This window comes from Rhodopseudomonas telluris (assembly GCF_042432815.1).
In the GTDB taxonomy this organism is placed as follows: Bacteria; Pseudomonadota; Alphaproteobacteria; order Rhizobiales; family Xanthobacteraceae; genus Rhodopseudomonas; species Rhodopseudomonas telluris.
Genome location: NZ_JBHLWM010000005.1, coordinates 473,322 through 488,551, shown reverse-complemented (window position 1 = coordinate 488,551; position 15,230 = coordinate 473,322). Strand labels below are relative to the sequence as shown.

Here is a 15,230-nt window from a genome sequence, read left to right as displayed (position 1 = left end):
GTCGCCGATGATCGCCGTCGGCCTCGACGGCTACAGACACGGCTGGGTCGCCGTCACGCTCGACGGCGATCGCCATGCGATCGACTTCATCCCCGACATCTGCTGGCTCGCGAGCCAACGCTTCACCAGAGCAGCGATCGACATCCCGATCGGGCTCGACGCCGATGGGACGCGCGCCTGCGATCTCGAAGCCCGCACGCTGCTGCGGCCGCATGCGAGCCGCGTATTCACCGGCGCACGGCGCTGGCTGTGGACGGAGTTTCGCTACCCGGACGAATTTGCGCAGGCCAATCGGGCTGCGGCCGCGCGCGGCCAGCCGCGGGCGTCGCTGCAGCTCTGGCATCTCGGTCCGAAGATCATGGAGGTCGATGCGTTTATGCGCGCTCACCGCGACCTCGACGTCCGTGAGGCTCATCCGGAGTTGGTCTTCTTAAGGCTGAACGGCGGCCGGCCGCTGCCGTCGAAGCGAAGCGCAGACGGCCTTCGGCTTCGGCGCGAGCTGATCCGCGCGCAGGGCATCGTTCTCATCGACGAGTGGGTCGATCGCACGAGGATCGGCACCGGCGCCACGGCGGACGATGTGCTCGACGCTTGCGCCTGCGCGCTGGCGGCGCGCGACCCCGGTGGCTACTTGCCACCCGGCGAGCCGCCGCGGGACGAACACGGTCTGCCGATGCGGATCTGGTACTGATGAGGCTGAGCTAGAGCGGTCCTGCTTCAGGTAGAAACAAGCTTGATGACGCGCAGCTCATGCCACAAGTACATCCTCATCGTGAGGAGGCGCGTAGCGCCGTCTCGAACCATGGGCCGCAAGCACCCGTGGCCTCATCCTTCGAGACGCCCGGCTTTGCCGGGCTTCTCAGGGTGAGGACGCAGTGCCTCTGGACAGGCCGGATTGCTTCAATCGAACGATGAAGCGCTCTACCGCTTCAGTACGTACTCCAACGGATGACCGTTCTCCGGACCGTCGAACATCACCAGCACGCGGAGCGGGCCGCGCTCGTCGTCCTGCAGCACCAGCAGGGTCTCGGCCTTGGCGCCTTTGCCGGCTTGTGCGATGTCGAGGTCGGCGAGCTTCTGCAACGCGCCATCATCGACCCACAGGTAGATTGCCGGCTTGACCGGCTGGTCGTTGACCGGACCGGACAGCACCAGCAATCCGGCGCGTACCTTGGCAAGGTCGCGGATGCCGGTGTCTGCTCCCAGCTCGAGGTCGTGCGACTTGGCGTGGAGCGGCTCTCTGTCGGTGAAGATTGCGTCGCGGTCCACCGAGATGATGAAGGCCCGCTTGTCGAGCGACGGGCCGCGCAGGCCGAAATAGATCCGGCCGTTGCGGACCGCGAGGCCTTCGATGTTGATGCCGCCGTCTTCGAGCGGCTTGTCGTATTTGTCGGCCGTCGGCGGCAGCGTCTTTAACACGCCGCGCAGACGCGTCGTCGTCTCGAGGCCCTTCACGTCCTCGTCGGACACGAAGTCGGGCTGCAGCGTCTGCCTGTCCACCGGATAGCGGAATAGCGTGTAGCTCGGTGGATTCCCGGCCTCAGGCTGATGGCGCGGCCGGCCGTGCGAGCCGGTGACGTAGAAGTAGCCGTCGTCATACGCGGCGGCCTCGGCGTCCGGATCGCCCTCGGCGCCGTCCGGCATCAGCCGCACCACGCGACCGGGCCGTAGCGTGGTGCCTTCGATCGCGAAAGTCTGGGCGTATTTCTTGTCGTCGTTGACGATCACGCACGAGGCGAGCGGCGGCGAGGTCGGGGCGCAGGCCGCGCCGCTGAGATTGATCCTGGCTTTCTTGCTCTTGGCAAAGTCCTCGCTGACGCTCCATTTCGGCTCAGGGTGCACTCCGTCGCGCGCATCGGCCGGGACGAGGCCCATGAACATCAACCCTGCCAGGCCCATGATGGCGGCAGCGATCGGAGCGCGAGGGGACAGGTCGAACGATCCGACGAAAAGATGCGTGCTCATCACTGCCTCCCAGGAAGCTGTGGGGCAATCGGTCGATGAAATCGTCCGTGCGGAGCGATCGACGGGCAACCCCGCAAGAAGAATGAAGCAAGATCGCGCGTTCAAATATGCCGTTTAGTCTGAGGCGCTGCAGTCCTCTGTCAGTGAAAACCACGCGACCGCGTCGGGCGCGCTCGCGTGGTCATGACGTTGCGCCTGCACCCGCAGGCGCGATGGCCTGCTTACGCCCGCGTTCCGGTGAACGGGAACGAGCCCATCGGGCCGATGCCCATTTCGCCCGAGATGCTGTCGCCGCTCACCTTGCCGGTGTAGGTCAGCGTCAGCGGCATCGGGTTGGTGATGTCGAGCTTCCAGGCGACGTCGTCGCCGTTCACCGACCCGTCGAAGATTTCGCCGGAGTCGCCATCGGCCGATTGCGTGCCGGTGAGCTTGCCGCCGTCGGCCTTCAGCGTCAGGTCGGCCTGCCGCTCGCCCATCGGCGTGCTCATGGTGATCTTCCAGTTTCCGTCGACTGCCATCTGTTTCTCCCTTGAGCCGACCACGGGACACGGCCGGCAACCCTGCTTTAGAGCGTTTTCGCGCGAAACGGAATTCGGGGCGCCCGAAGAAAACGCGCGCTTTCAGAAAAATGCCAGCGCAGTTTCAGGATAATTCAGAACCGGCAGGCCGCCAGTAGGGCAGGATGGCGCAGCCGCATGCGCCCCGGGCTGAACCTCCGCGCTTCTACGGATACAGATACCAATGGTGCGGAGTCGATCAGGTGATAGGATGCAGCTCGGAGGACGCCTCGAGGTTCACCGCAAATGGTGGAGACTCGACATGCGGATGTCATTCTGGCGAGCCCTGATGCAGGTCTCCGTGCTGGCGCTGATCGTGCTGCCGGGCACGGCCTTCGCCCAATATGAAGTATTCAGCGAGCCGACGCGGATCGGCCTTGTCGCATCCATGGACCCGGACGCACCGGGCCATGTCAGCTTGCGCGCCGAACTCAGCAGTGCGGTCGGCACCGGCGTGGCGGACGGGCGGATCACCTTCATCGACATGACGACCCTGCAGGTGCTCGGTTGGACCAGCGTGGCGCAGCCGCAGATCACCGCGCAGGGCCTCGCGCCCGGCCGTCACATGCTACGCGCCGATTACAGCGGCAGCGCCGCACATCTGCCGTTGATCATCCTGCCGAGCCAGTCGGCCGAAGTCCCGCTCGATGTCACGATGCAACCGGCGCTGACCCTGTCGTCGTCGAGCGAACTGATCGCGCCCGGCGATCTGGTGACATTCGTTGTCACGGTGAGCGGCGACGCCGGAGTCGCTGGCGGCTGTGTGACATTTCGCGATGGTGAGAGCGTGATCGCGGCGCGTGTGCCGCTCGATCATGCCGGGACGGCGGCCTTCACGACATCGGCGCTGTCATCCGGCTCCCGCACCATCGTGGTGCAGTACGACGGCGATACCCGCTACGCCAAGGCGACGGCGCAAATCGAGCAGCAGGTGACCTCGCCGCTTGCCGCGGTCGAGCGCCGCTAGGCCCGGCTATTCGGCCATCGACACGGCGGCTGCGGGTTCGGCTCGGCGCCGACTGCGGATCGCCAGCCGGAACACCAGATACTGGGTCGCCACGGCCGCAACCTTCGCGGCCGGAGCGATCACCATGACGTAGAATGTCCACACCTTGATGTCGCCGGTCATCGCTGCAGCGATCACGCCGGCACCGAGCGTGATCATCAGGACGGCCCAGAAATATCCCGACACCCGCACGTAGTCCGGGATCGTCGTCGTCACGATCGGGGGCACGTAGCGCAGCATCCAGTCCCGCCGCAGCATGATGGCGCCGACCGCGATATGGCCGATGCTCGGCTTGATCAGCACGAAGCGCGGGTCATTGGTCAGCAGCGTCGCGCCGCCGAGGACGATCACCATCGCGACGCTCGCATAGGCCATCACGTCGAGCCGGAAGCCCTTGTAGCGCGCATAGGCGAACTGGCCGACGGCCCCGATCACCGCCACGATGGTAGCGAGCGCGACATTGCCGGTCGAGAAATACAGCACCACGAAGATGATGGTGGAGAAGAAGTCATTGCCGAGCTTGGAGAACACGGCCTTCATCGCAGGTTCCTCGCAGCGGCGGCCGCGCCTCGGCGCGGGCTGGTTGGCGCGATATTGCGCGGGACGGACAACGAAGTAAACCGCGCAGCGGCGCGAGGTGGCTGTCTCACGTCAGCGTGAAACCGCCCGGCTTTTCTGGCGTTGATGCGGCATGGCCAAGTCGACGAAGACATCAGCATCGAAGTCCTCCGGGGCAAAGACAAAGGCGAAAGCCGCCACCAAGAAGGCGCCGTGGTCGCGCGCGAATCCGCGCAAGCGCACCGGCAAGGCCTCAAAACATCTGTCGCCGGCCAAGAAGGCCGCCGCCAAGGCCCGCGCCAATCGCGCCGGCCGCCCGTATCCGAACCTGGTGGACAACATGGCCGTCGCGTCGAAGTCGAAATCATCCAAGTCCTCGAAGTCCAAAGCTTCAAAATCGAAGTCGTCCAAGGCCAAGGCTTCCAAGGCCAAGTCGTCGAAACGAAGGTCGGCCAAGACCTCCTCCGCCAGGAAAGCCAAGACGAAGTCGTCTGGGCGCAACGGCGGATCATCCAAGAAGAAAAGCGCAGCCACCGCGCCGCGCAAGGCTGCGGCATCCAGAACCTCTCCAATCCGGACATCTGCGGGCGGTCCGTCCGAGAAAGATCCCCGCGGCGGCCTCACCGCGGCAGGCCGCAAGGCGTTTGCCGAGCGCGAAGGGGCGCATCTCAAGCCGGGCGTAACCAAGAAGGCCGCGGAGATGTCGCCCGCCGAGATGCGTCGCAAAGGAAGCTGGGCCGTGCGGTTCTATGGACGGGCCAAGCTGCCGGCGCTGCAGGACAAACAAGGCCGCCCGACCCGCTTTGCGCTATCGGCACACGCCTGGGGCGAGCCGGTGCCGAAGACCGAGGCCGCGGCCCGGCGCATTGCCGCCAAGGGCGAGCGGCTGCTGAAACGCTATCATCGGCTGAAGGACAAAGGCGCGGCCTGACGCGGGGGGCGCACGAATCCCGGCGGAGATTCGAGGCATCAGGCTGGGGACGGTGCGCCGGAAAGGCCGGAAACCCCTGCCAATCGCGGTGGAATCGATCTAGAAGAACCGCTTGCGTTCCCTTCACCGCTCGCGACGTACAAAGCTCATGCCGGATCTTTCGACCAAGCCCTACCGTATCGGCCGCTCCAAGACCGGTCTCGGCCTGTTCGCCACCCAACCGATCAAGAAGGGCAGCAAGATCATCCGCTATTTCGGGCCGATGCTCGATTGCAACAAGAAGAAGGACGACGCGGTCGAGAACAAGTATCTGTTCCAGATCAGCAAGCGCTGGACGATTGACGGCTCGGTGCGCAAGAACATCGCGCGCTACATCAATCACTCCTGCAAGCCCAACGCGGAGTCGGACGTCAGCGTCAAGAAGCGCAAGATCATCATCCGGGCGATCAAGAACATCGAGCCCGGTGAGGAGATCAACTACGACTACGGCACCGAGTACTTCAAAGAATATCTGAAGCCGATCGGCTGCAAGTGTGACGCCTGCGAGAAGAAGCGCCTGAAGAAGGCCGCCGAAGCCCGCGCCGAGAAGAAGCAGAAGGCCGCGGGCCCCGCGAAGCCGGCCAAAGGAAAAGCCGCCGAAACGTCCAGGGGCAAGACCAAGGGCAAGGCTGCTCCGAAGTCCGGCAAGGCGAAGTCCGACAAGGTGAAGACCTCCAAGGCCGGCGCGAAGTCTGGAAAGACGGGAAAAGCTGCCGGCAAGGACTCCAAAGCGAAGACAGCGTCGAAGGCTGCAAAGGCCAAGTCCGGCAAGAAGGCCAAGTAGGCGGCTTCGGCCGCTCGACCGACCTCGACATAAGATCTCCGTCATGCCCGGGCTCGTCCCGGGCATCCACGTCTAGGGCAAGATTATCGGCAAAGAATGTGGATGGCCGACGCGGTTTGGTCGGAGTGTTTCAGCGTCATTGCGAGGAGCGCAGCGACGAAGCAATCCGGTATCATGCTCGGCGGATGGATTGCTTCGCTGCGCTCGCAATGACGGAGTTAGATCAACGCCGCCGACCGGCTCCGCTTCAGCCCCATATACTGCAGTTCCGCGAACACGCCGACCGCGATCGCCTGAATGACCACGAAGGCAATGCCGACGCCGTTCGGCGCCACGGCGCTACTGAGTAACAGCGCGATGCTGGCGAGAGTCCACAGCGCGTTGCCGATGATCACCAGCAGCACCAGCGGGCGCTGCAGGGCCGCGCGGGTGCCGAGCCAGCCGACGAAGGCGGCGTAGGCGATCAGGAACAGACCGGTTTCCAGCAAGAGCGGTTGCGGCAGCGCGAGCATCGGCGCAAGCGCGCCCGCGCCGGTGACGAGCAGCAGCGCCATGGCGCCGCTGACGAGCGCGTCGGCCTGGAGGGCGCGGCGGAGCAGCAAGGACGGATGGATCATGGTCGTCTCCTTCGGTGCGATGAACCATGACCGGACGATGCGCAGGCTTGCTGCCGAAATCGATTACCTCGCAGGTCATGGAAGCCGCGCAGGCTGCATGCTAGCTTTTCGGTCATGAACACCTCGATCTCCTCGGCCCAGGCCGCCGCCGGCGCGCAGCCGGTGCGCATCGGCGATTACTTGCGGCAATGGCGGCAGCGCCGCCGGCTCAGCCAGCTCGATCTCGCGCTCGACGCCGAGATTTCCGCGCGGCATCTGTCCTTTGTCGAAACCGGCCGCGCGGCGCCGTCGCGCGACATGGTGATGCGGCTTGCCGAGCGGCTCGATGTGCCGCTACGCGAGCGCAACGTGCTGTTGGTCGCGGCGGGGTTCGCGCCGGCATTTCCGCAGCGGACGCTCGACGACCCGGCGCTCGCGGCGGCGCGGGTCGCGGTCGATCAGGTGCTGAAAGCCCACGAGCCGAGCCCGGCGCTGGCTGTCGATCGCCACTGGAACCTGGTCTCGACCAATCGCATGGTGGCGCCGATGCTGCAGGGCGTTCCGCCGTCGCTGCTGGCGCCGCCGCTCAACGTGCTGCGGTTGTCGTTCCATCCGGAAGGACTGGCGGCGCGCACCGCCAACCTCGGCGAATGGTGCGCGCATCTGCTCGAGCGGTTGCACCGGCAATGCGAGGCGACCGCCGATCCGAAGCTGCTGGATCTGTATCAGGAGCTGAAGACCTATCCGGTGCCCGCCCGCGCCGCGCCGGTGGCCCCGGATGCCGTCGCGGTCCCGTTCCGCCTCCAACTCGGCGACCACACGCTGAGCTTCATCTCGACCACCATGGTGTTCGGCACGCCGGTCGATGTCACGCTGTCGGAGATCGCGATCGAGACGTTTTTCCCGGCCGACGATGCCACCGCGGCGACGCTGCGCAACATCGCTGCAGCCCTGTAACGCCTTGCGCGTGCTTGCTGGGCGCCCATCTGTATGGGAGTGTTCGGCAGGGAACAACACAAGGAGGCGCCGATGAGCGCGCTGAAGCCGCTGAAGATCGATGTCGTCTCCGACGTCGTCTGCCCGTGGTGCTATATCGGCAAGAAACGCATCGAGCAGGCGCTGGCGCTCGCGCCCGACGTGCCGGTCGAGCTCACCTTCCGGCCGTTCTTCCTCAATCCCTGGGTGCCGCGCGAGGGTGTTTCGCGCGACGATTATCTGACGCAGAAATTCGGCTCGCCCGCGCGCTACAAGGAACTGGCCAGCCGCGTCGTCGATGCCGCCGCGCAGGAGGGGCTCGAGTATCATCCTGATCGCGTGCAGCGGCAGCCCAACACGATCGATTGCCACCGCCTGATCCACTGGGCGGACGCGATCGGCAAGGGCCCGGCGATGAAGCAGCGGTTGATGGAATTGTACTTCCGCGACGGCGGCGACCTCACCGACATCGATGTGCTGGTGCAGGCCGCAGCCGAGATCGGCCTCGATGCAAACGAGGTCCGCGCCAAGCTCGCGACCGATGCGGACGTCGACCTGATCTCGGGGCAGGCCAATGAGGCGGCCGAGAAGGGCATTTCGGGCGTGCCGACCTTCGTGTTTGCGCAGAAGTATGCGGTATCGGGGGCGCAGGATCCGGCACAGCTCGCCAAGGCGATCCGTCACATCTCCGAAGAGATCAACGCCCAGGCGGCGGAGTAATCAGCGCTTCAGCAGCCGCTTGGCGGTCTGGCGCAGCGCCTCACGGGCGCGTAGCGCCAGCGTGATCGGTCCGAACAGCGGATCGCGGGCGCGTAGCGGGATCAGTACGTCGCCGACCGCGAACCGGCCGCGCCAGATCGGATCGATCATCGGATGATCGGGAGCGGCAGTCGAGTCGACCAGCTTGATGGCCGGATCGGCGCACAGGTGCCGCGTCAGCTCCAGCGTCAGCAGCACGCCGGGCGAACTGCGCGCGTGCTGCTCGGCGATCCCGAGCTTGAAGAAGTAAGCGCGATCCCCGTGGCGCAGCACGATGCCGGCAGCGATCGCCTCATCGCCGGCATGCAACAGTGCGACCTCACAGGCCCCCCGCGCGGCGAGAGTAACGGCGGCCTGGCGCAGTCGTGCCGCCAGCTCCGGTTGGTGCAGCAGGGCCGTGCCGCGGCGGCCCTTCCAGCCGCTGGCTTCGAGCGCCAGAAATACATCGTAGGCGCGAGCCACATCATCGGGCGCCTGTGCCACGCTGAAGCGGACCTCGCCATGATCGCCGAGGCGGCGCATCAACCGGCGATATTCCTTGAGCCGTTTGCCGCCCAGCGCGTCGCGCAGGAGGTCCTCGCTGTTGCGCGTCGCATCGAGGCAGGCGCGCGACCAGCCGTTGAGCAGCACGGGCGCGAGGCCCTCGGCCTGTGCCGCCTGCGTCAGCATCCGCACCGCCTCGCCGTCCCGCGAGACGTCGCGCAGCAGCAGCGCGCGAGCTCCCGTGGCGCGCGCCTTTGCCTGCAGCACGACAGCGGCCTTGGTGCCGTCCTCGCGGTCGAGCAGCGGCGTATCCAGCGAGCGAAACGGGTCGGCCGAGATCAGCACCGGCAGCGGCAGCCGGAAGGCGCGCCAGCATGACAGGACCGGCAGCAGCCCGGTGAGACGACCGGCGGCATCCTGCGCGGTCAGCGCGCGGGTCCCTCGGCTGGCTCGTTCGTCGCCATTGGCCGCCAGCGTCCATTCCGGCAGGTAGTAACCGTTCGGTTCGACGACGCGATCCGCCAGATCCCGCCAGGCCTGCGCGTCCAGTGCGGTGATCGACGGCAGAGCATGAGCTTCGCCATGCGACGCGCCCCGAGCGACCGGAGGTGCCTGCGAGATGTCCACCACGTTTACGTCCTGCGTTGTCTGGCGGCGCCGTGGAGCAGCGCCGTGTTTGCGCCGAACGTACCGGACGAAGTGTTCGATTGCGTAAGGCGTAGCTCTGATTTGTCGGGTAATGTTAACCCCGTCTTACCCGCGTTGGTTGTTCGCGGACGGCGCGCTGGCTCGGCCGTGGCGTCGAATTGCCACGGGCCTGAACCGCTTTCCTGATCGCGCCGACCAACCAGCGGGACGTCGATCGGGAAGGAGAGCCGATGGTGCGGGCGATGCTGTGGAACGCGGCGGTGGCTGCGGCTCTGATGTTGGGAACGGAGGCGGCGCTGGCGGAGAGCCGCGTCGCGCTGGTGGTCGGGCAATCGGCTTATCGGGCGGTACCGCCCTTGCCCAATCCGGCCAACGACGCCAAGGCGGTGGAGAAGATGCTCGGCGAGGCCGGCTTCGAGGTCACTGCCGCCAACGATCTGAGCCAGACCGAGCTACGCCAAATGGTCGGCGACTTCGCCGCCAAGATCGCCGCCAAGGGGCCGGACACCGTCGCGCTGGTCTTCTATGCCGGCCACGGCATCCAGGTCGACGGCGAGAACTATCTCATCCCGGTCGATATCGATCCCAAGCGGGAGACCGATATCCCGCTGCAGGCGGTCCGGCTCGACGACGTGCTCAATACGCTGACCTCGGTGCCGACCCGAAGCCGCATCATCATGCTGGATGCGTGTCGCAATAATCCGTTCCCCGAAATCCGCAAGACGACCGGGCAGGGGCTGGCGCTGGTCGATACCAAGACCGGTTCGCCCGGCACCTTCGTGTCATTCTCGACCTCGCCGGGCGCCGAAGCCGAGGATGGCGGCGGCGCCAACAGCCCGTACACGACGGCGCTGCTGAAGGCCGGCCGCGAGAGCGGGCTGCAGATCGAGGATACGTTCAAGCGCGTCCGGCTGGCTGTGAACAAGGCCACCGAGGGACGGCAGACGCCGTGGGACAGCTCGTCGCTGATCGACGATTTTCGCTTCTTTGGCGCTGTCGAGACCCCGGCCCAGCCGGCCGCGCAGCCCGAGAAGAAACGCACGGTCGAGGAATGGCGTAGCTTGCTGAAGGGCAAGAAGGTCGAGGAGGCCAATGAGCTGATCGTTTCGGACGGATCGGTCGACGCCTATGAGGCGTTCGTGTCGCTGTTTGCCGAGCCGCCGCTCGGCACGCAGGCGAAACGCTGGCTCGATCGCCATCGGCGGATGCAGGCCTGGAACAAGGCGGTTCTCGCCAACACGGCGGCGGCCTACAAGATATTTCTCGATCAGTATCCCGACAGCGACTTGACCGCGACAGCCAGGAAGCTGGAACTGCGGCTGCGTAACAAGCCCGAAGTCGCAGTGTCGGTTCCGGTCGCCACGTCGTTGAGTCCGACGCCGGTCGCGGCGCTGACGCCGGCGTCCGGCGCGACCTGTCCGTGCAGCACGCCGCCGGCGATCAAGAAGAAAGCGGACAAGAAGATCGACAAGTCCAAGGCGAAGCGCGCCGAGCGCGAGGAACCGCCAAAGCGGACCGCGTCCAAGCCGTCGCGCGGGCGGGTGTACTACGATGACGATGTCGATGACGTGGTGGTCGTGCGCCGGCCGCCTCCCGATTATGCCGATGTCCCGCGTGGGCCCACGATTTCGATCGGCGGCTATCGGGGTGGCAGCATCGGACCGCGTGGGCCGATCGGCGGAAACATCGGAGGACGGGGTAGTCGTTACTGATCGGCGATGAGTCCTTCGGGATCGGCCGAGCGACTACTCGAAGGCGACGCCGATACGCTGGGCGATACTCCAGACCGGCCGGCACCGGTGCATCACCTTGTCGCTCTCGATCACCAGCACGAAGTGCTCGGGGAGCCGCACGAGGCCGTCGATGTCGATCCGCGCACCGCCACCCGACAGGTTGCGAACCGTGCAATCGAAGCCGGCGCCGTTGAAGGCGATTGTGCCGCGCTTGTAGACCCGTTGGCGGGGCGATTCTCGTCGCTCGATCATCTCGTCTTTCCCATTGCCCCCGTGAGCGACGTGAATGTCCCACAAGGAAATTAGAAAGAGTTTGATGTGATTGCCGATGAAAAGCCGCGCCTATTCAGAGGTTGTTTACCGTGATCCGGAATCCCGCCTGTGCGGACCCCGGCGCCAGGCGCTTGCCCGCGCGATGTGATCATCGATGCCGACATGCTCGCCGCCTGACGCCAAGACGTTCAGCGCAAGCCAGAGCTTGAGCATCGTAGCGGCGGAGGTAATTAGGAGAGTAGTTGCCCCTACAGCATTGCGAATGCGCTCGATACCATCGCCACGGGCTTGCCGTCGCCGGCGCCGAGCAGCGTCACGCGGCCGAAGCTCATGGTGCGGCCGAGCCGGACCACGCGGGCCTCGGCGAGCACGTCGCTGGACGCGACCGCTTTGAGGAAGTGGGTGGTCTGATCGACCGTGGTCATCGGCCGAAAGCCGCGATTGGCGGCGAGAATCGCGAAGACCATCGCGGTGTCGGCCAAGGCCATCAGGGCCTGGCCGCAGACGATGCCGCCGCTGCGGCAGAGCCGCTCCGAGAATGCCATCCGCAGGGTCGCGCCCGGCTGCCAATCGGCCGCGGCGCCGGGGGGCGGGTCGGTTTCGATCGCCTCGACCGTCAGACCGAGATCGAGCACCCACGGCGCGAACACTTCACCGAGCGTTTGACGGGCCTGTTCGAGGCCGAACTCCGTTGCCTGCGGGGCTTCCGCCATAAATTGTCCCTCCCTGTGCGTTTTTTCTTTGCTGGACGTTGCCGACCGTGCCGATTGCACGGACGGCGTGTGATTTGTCGCATCGGAGCCGATTCTGGGCGGCTTGAAAACGCCACGGTCGATCCCTTAAGCTTTTGGCGGTTTGACAGGGTGGCGTATGGTCAAGCGTTCGATACTCGTGTTCGGCGTCGTTGCTGCGGCAATTCTCCTCAATGGTTGTACCCGCTGTGGTCCAATCTGGGAGGATTGGACGCAGTCGCCGAAGTCTTGCAGGTCCGATCGCCTCTGATGGCGGCGCCAGCCTGCCGCAAGAAGAGGGAAGTGACATGAAGGTACTGCGCGGCGCAGCGGTGTTGGTTTTGCTGATGGGGCCCGCGGTGGCCGTGGCCCAGGAGGCCCCGCACGTGAATCTGGTTCCCGAGATTCAGCACAAGTCGCCCGAGGAGAAGGCGCAGGACGCCATCCGCGAAAAGGCCTATCGCGAGTCACTGCGCAAGATTCCGGATGCCAAAGCTCCGAACGATCCCTGGGGTGACGTGCGTAGCAACGAGGCTGCATCCGCCAAGCCGAAGACTGCGACTACGAAGTCGAAGAAATCAGGACAGGCTGCGAACTAATTTCAGTGCCAACTACGACCACCGTCGAATAGCGTGGTCAAAACGGCACAGATTTTTCTTTGAAATTGATGTTGATGGACCGTCGCGGCGAATGTTTCGACGCGCGGCTATCGGCGCCTACACGGCGGAGGTCGTATTTCGCGATTGTAGGACAACACGTGAAGTCTCTCGATGTGGCGTTCGATCCAATGGCGTTTCTGAGTAGCGCGGGACCGGGTCGGACGATCCAGCAATTCCGCAAGCACCAAAGCATCTTTGCGCAAGGCGATAAGGCCGACAGCGTGCTGTATTTGCAGCAGGGGCGCGTCAAGCTCGTGGTGATGTCGGAGCAGGGCAAGGAAGGCGTCGTCGCGATCCTCGAAGCCGGGCAGTTCTTCGGCGAGAGCGCGCTCATCGGACGGCGACGCTTGTCGACGGCCGTGGCGCTTGAAGACTGCATGGTCACGGCGCTGACCGGTCCGATGCTGATTACTACCATCCAGCGCGAGCCCGGCATGTGCGAAGTTTTCATGACGCACCTGCTCAAGCGCAATTGCCGCGTGGAAGAAGACCTGATCGATCAGCTGTTCAATTCCAGCGAGAAGCGTCTGGCACGACTGTTACTGCTGCTCGCGGATTTGAGCGAAGGTGATAGTGCGAAGTCGCTGCCTGTTGATATCAGCCAGGAAACGCTGGCTGAAATGATCGGGACGACGCGCTCGCGCGTCAGTCACTTCATGAACAAGTTCCGCAAGCTCGGCTTCATCAACTACAACGGCCACATCGAAGTCTATCCGTCGTTGCGTAGTACCGTGTCGCCCGACAAGGCGCGGCTGCAGGACGGCGACACGCGCCGCTCCGATTAGCGCGATCGCGCTCTTCAGAACTGTGTGCGGGCGGTGGTCAGCACGCGGACACTCCTGACAAGAGACACGCCGAAACCGAGCACGTTCTCGGGCGCGGCTTGCACGGCTCTTGCCTGCCTATGCTCGCATCTCCCGATGCAAACGCAGGGGCGCGGCGGAGGCGCGCGTCAGCTTTTATCGCCCAGCAGCTTGCCGTCGACACGGTTGACGAAGTGGACCTGCGTGCAGGCGGGACAGCGGATCAGTTCGAAGGTGGTGGCCGTCGGAGGGGTGATGTCCTCAGCAACCCAGGCCTGAACCTTCATGGCAGTCCGCGGACATTTGTAGATCACATGAGGCATCAGGGCCGGAGCTCTGCGGGAATTTTCTGGACCATTGCCGGCCAGGCCTCTTCGTCTTTTGATCTAGATCAACTGTAGTATTCTTACACCTCAAAACTAGCGTGAATTCTTGGCAATGCGCAGCGTGCGCATACGCCCGGTAGCGGGATCCTCAGGGATGCCGACCGGACGTTGCAACGCGTGGACGGATAGAAGGTTTGTCTAGCGGCTATTGCCGGGCGCAGCTCACCACGATGCTGCTCGAGGTCGGACCGCAGCGCGCGGTCAGCACGCCGCGCTCGACCGTGATCGTATCGCTGAAGCGTGCCGAGGAGCTGCCGACGCACAGCGCCGAGACCAGGGTTTCGCCGCTGTCGCAGCTCGTCGGACAGCCGTTCGAAACGCAGCTGGCAGAAGTCACGGTGCGGATGCTGGAGGCCGAGACGCCGTCCTTGCCGGCCGGGCCGGGTGGTCCGGCGGGACCTTCGGGGCCCTGTTCGCCACGCGGGCCCGGAGTTCCCTGGCCGAGGTCGCATCCGCCCAGCGCAAGAGCCGCGGCCGTCAGTCCGATCAAAGTCCCGAGACGCATCTGCCCATCCCCCTGTGAATAATCGACCCGTAGCAGCCGCGGGCAGGAGCACGATGACCGCGCTGTCGAAGCTCCGGCGATGGCCATCAGCGATGGTCTGGAAACCTGCCGAGCATTCGACGTCTAGGTCAGAACCGGGCTCAAAACTTTGAGATGGCGCAAGACGATCGATCGGGACGGAGTGGCGCAAGAGCGAACACGCTGCAGAAGCTGCGCGTGCATCGATTTTCCGTGGCGCAGTTTCGGCGTACCGGCAGGCCAAAATGAAAGAGCCCCGAACGAGGCCATGTTCGGGGCTCCCGTCAGCGTCGGAACTCCCCACCTCTAGAAAGCTCGGCAATGACGGCTGGTAAGCTATCCAGCGAGGTGCGGCTCGCATTGCTTAGAATCAAATACCTCTGTGTTTGCAGCGCTCTGCAGAGCCTCCGGCGTTGGAGCGTAACCACGCGCCAATCGCATCGCGGGCGCTCGGAGAACTTGTCACGCCACTGTGCTGCCTACAAAGGCCCGCATCACGTTCCGCCACGGCTCGGCCGATCGCGCTCGCTGAGGTTCGCGATCAACTGCATCAGGACCCGGCGTCGCTCTTCGTCATGGGTTTCCGACAGCAGGCGGCGATAGAGTTTGAGGTTTTCCTCGCGAACAAACTTGTCCAATGGTGTTGTCCCCGTTCGTTTCAGGCACTGAACCATCCGGTCCGCGACCGGCATGAACTGACTGCGATGAAGCGAATGGTGGAAAAATACAGCGCCTGAGAATGGCTGTCGATCCGAGAGGCACAGACGAGGACGCACATAATTTAACTGACGTTGTAAGGTGAAGCCTTACATGCAGCCTTG

The 15,230-nt window shown here is 64.8% G+C and carries 20 protein-coding genes; 9 read left to right on the top strand and 11 right to left on the bottom strand.

Features of this window, described 5'->3' with window-relative positions; all coding sequences use genetic code 11:
• Positions 1-7 precede the first annotated feature (7 nt).
• On the top strand, positions 8-691 hold the full coding sequence (locus tag ACFFJ6_RS13815) for a DUF429 domain-containing protein (protein ID WP_378388606.1): 684 nt from the start codon (positions 8-10) through the stop codon (positions 689-691).
• 230 nt (positions 692-921) lie between these two features.
• Here ACFFJ6_RS13815 and ACFFJ6_RS13810 read toward each other — a convergent pair whose 3' ends face one another.
• Together ACFFJ6_RS13810 and ACFFJ6_RS13805 are read right to left on the bottom strand one after the other, a co-directional pair.
• A complete protein-coding gene (locus ACFFJ6_RS13810) occupies positions 922-1,965 on the bottom strand; it encodes a DUF3616 domain-containing protein (RefSeq protein ID WP_378388604.1) in 1,044 nt (347 codons plus the stop codon).
• A gap of 221 nt (positions 1,966-2,186) precedes the next feature.
• Positions 2,187-2,483, bottom strand: coding sequence for a hypothetical protein (locus ACFFJ6_RS13805; protein WP_378388602.1), 297 nt, complete (start codon positions 2,481-2,483; stop codon positions 2,187-2,189).
• Positions 2,484-2,784: 301 nt separating this feature from the next.
• Between ACFFJ6_RS13805 and ACFFJ6_RS13800 the strand changes: the two genes are divergently transcribed.
• Positions 2,785-3,489 carry an Ig-like domain-containing protein gene (locus ACFFJ6_RS13800; protein ID WP_378388600.1) on the top strand — a complete coding sequence of 235 codons (705 nt, stop codon included), beginning with the start codon at positions 2,785-2,787 and terminating at the stop codon, positions 3,487-3,489.
• A 6-nt stretch (positions 3,490-3,495) separates the two neighbouring features.
• Here the strand turns inward: ACFFJ6_RS13800 and ACFFJ6_RS13795 are convergent, their stop codons facing one another.
• Positions 3,496-4,068, bottom strand: a complete 573-nt coding sequence (locus tag ACFFJ6_RS13795; RefSeq protein WP_378388597.1) for an inner membrane-spanning protein YciB — start codon at positions 4,066-4,068, stop codon at positions 3,496-3,498.
• A gap of 111 nt (positions 4,069-4,179) precedes the next feature.
• Positions 4,180-4,632, bottom strand: coding sequence for a hypothetical protein (locus ACFFJ6_RS13790; RefSeq protein ID WP_378389732.1), 453 nt, complete (start codon positions 4,630-4,632; stop codon positions 4,180-4,182).
• A gap of 25 nt (positions 4,633-4,657) precedes the next feature.
• On the opposite strand from ACFFJ6_RS13790, the gene ACFFJ6_RS13785 reads away from it, so the two are divergent.
• On the top strand, positions 4,658-5,017 hold the full coding sequence (locus tag ACFFJ6_RS13785; protein WP_378389684.1) for a DUF6321 domain-containing protein: 360 nt from the start codon (positions 4,658-4,660) through the stop codon (positions 5,015-5,017).
• Positions 5,018-5,165: 148 nt separating this feature from the next.
• A complete protein-coding gene (locus tag ACFFJ6_RS13780; RefSeq protein ID WP_378388595.1) occupies positions 5,166-5,840 on the top strand; it encodes an SET domain-containing protein in 675 nt (224 codons plus the stop codon).
• A 218-nt stretch (positions 5,841-6,058) separates the two neighbouring features.
• Here ACFFJ6_RS13780 and ACFFJ6_RS13775 read toward each other — a convergent pair whose 3' ends face one another.
• Positions 6,059-6,457, bottom strand: a complete 399-nt coding sequence (locus tag ACFFJ6_RS13775; RefSeq protein ID WP_378388593.1) for a hypothetical protein — start codon at positions 6,455-6,457, stop codon at positions 6,059-6,061.
• 114 nt (positions 6,458-6,571) lie between these two features.
• On the opposite strand from ACFFJ6_RS13775, the gene ACFFJ6_RS13770 reads away from it, so the two are divergent.
• Together ACFFJ6_RS13770 and ACFFJ6_RS13765 are read left to right on the top strand one after the other, a co-directional pair.
• The gene (locus ACFFJ6_RS13770; RefSeq protein WP_378388591.1) at positions 6,572-7,393 is read left to right on the top strand and encodes a helix-turn-helix domain-containing protein; all 822 of its coding nucleotides are present in this window, start codon (positions 6,572-6,574) and stop codon (positions 7,391-7,393) included.
• Positions 7,394-7,465: 72 nt separating this feature from the next.
• Entirely contained in the window at positions 7,466-8,131 is a 666-nt protein-coding gene (locus ACFFJ6_RS13765) for a DsbA family oxidoreductase (protein WP_378388589.1), read from the top strand.
• Here the strand turns inward: ACFFJ6_RS13765 and ACFFJ6_RS13760 are convergent, their stop codons facing one another.
• Positions 8,132-9,283 carry a GNAT family N-acetyltransferase gene (locus tag ACFFJ6_RS13760; protein ID WP_378388587.1) on the bottom strand — a complete coding sequence of 384 codons (1,152 nt, stop codon included), beginning with the start codon at positions 9,281-9,283 and terminating at the stop codon, positions 8,132-8,134.
• A 248-nt stretch (positions 9,284-9,531) separates the two neighbouring features.
• Here ACFFJ6_RS13760 and ACFFJ6_RS13755 point away from each other — a divergent pair, with 248 nt between their 5' ends.
• Positions 9,532-11,013: a caspase family protein gene (locus ACFFJ6_RS13755; protein ID WP_378388585.1), complete on the top strand. Its 1,482-nt coding sequence runs from the start codon at positions 9,532-9,534 to the stop codon at positions 11,011-11,013.
• Between the two features lie 33 nt (positions 11,014-11,046).
• Here the strand turns inward: ACFFJ6_RS13755 and ACFFJ6_RS13750 are convergent, their stop codons facing one another.
• Both ACFFJ6_RS13750 and ACFFJ6_RS13745 read right to left on the bottom strand, forming a co-directional pair.
• Positions 11,047-11,286, bottom strand: coding sequence for a PilZ domain-containing protein (locus tag ACFFJ6_RS13750; protein ID WP_378388583.1), 240 nt, complete (start codon positions 11,284-11,286; stop codon positions 11,047-11,049).
• A gap of 269 nt (positions 11,287-11,555) precedes the next feature.
• The gene (locus tag ACFFJ6_RS13745) at positions 11,556-12,020 is read right to left on the bottom strand and encodes a PaaI family thioesterase (RefSeq protein ID WP_378388581.1); all 465 of its coding nucleotides are present in this window, start codon (positions 12,018-12,020) and stop codon (positions 11,556-11,558) included.
• Between the two features lie 326 nt (positions 12,021-12,346).
• Here ACFFJ6_RS13745 and ACFFJ6_RS13740 point away from each other — a divergent pair, with 326 nt between their 5' ends.
• Together ACFFJ6_RS13740 and ACFFJ6_RS13735 are read left to right on the top strand one after the other, a co-directional pair.
• A complete protein-coding gene (locus tag ACFFJ6_RS13740) occupies positions 12,347-12,637 on the top strand; it encodes a hypothetical protein (protein ID WP_378388579.1) in 291 nt (96 codons plus the stop codon).
• A gap of 188 nt (positions 12,638-12,825) precedes the next feature.
• Positions 12,826-13,482 (top strand): Crp/Fnr family transcriptional regulator, encoded by a 657-nt coding sequence (locus ACFFJ6_RS13735; protein WP_378389682.1) that lies wholly within the window; start codon positions 12,826-12,828, stop codon positions 13,480-13,482.
• 167 nt (positions 13,483-13,649) lie between these two features.
• On the opposite strand, the gene ACFFJ6_RS13730 is transcribed toward ACFFJ6_RS13735, so the two are convergent.
• From ACFFJ6_RS13730 to ACFFJ6_RS13720, 3 genes are all read right to left on the bottom strand, one after another.
• Entirely contained in the window at positions 13,650-13,787 is a 138-nt protein-coding gene (locus tag ACFFJ6_RS13730) for a hypothetical protein (protein ID WP_378388577.1), read from the bottom strand.
• A gap of 244 nt (positions 13,788-14,031) precedes the next feature.
• Positions 14,032-14,391: a hypothetical protein gene (locus tag ACFFJ6_RS13725; RefSeq protein WP_378388575.1), complete on the bottom strand. Its 360-nt coding sequence runs from the start codon at positions 14,389-14,391 to the stop codon at positions 14,032-14,034.
• Between the two features lie 512 nt (positions 14,392-14,903).
• The gene (locus tag ACFFJ6_RS13720; RefSeq protein ID WP_378388573.1) at positions 14,904-15,101 is read right to left on the bottom strand and encodes a hypothetical protein; all 198 of its coding nucleotides are present in this window, start codon (positions 15,099-15,101) and stop codon (positions 14,904-14,906) included.
• Between the last annotated feature and the right edge of the window lie 129 nt (positions 15,102-15,230).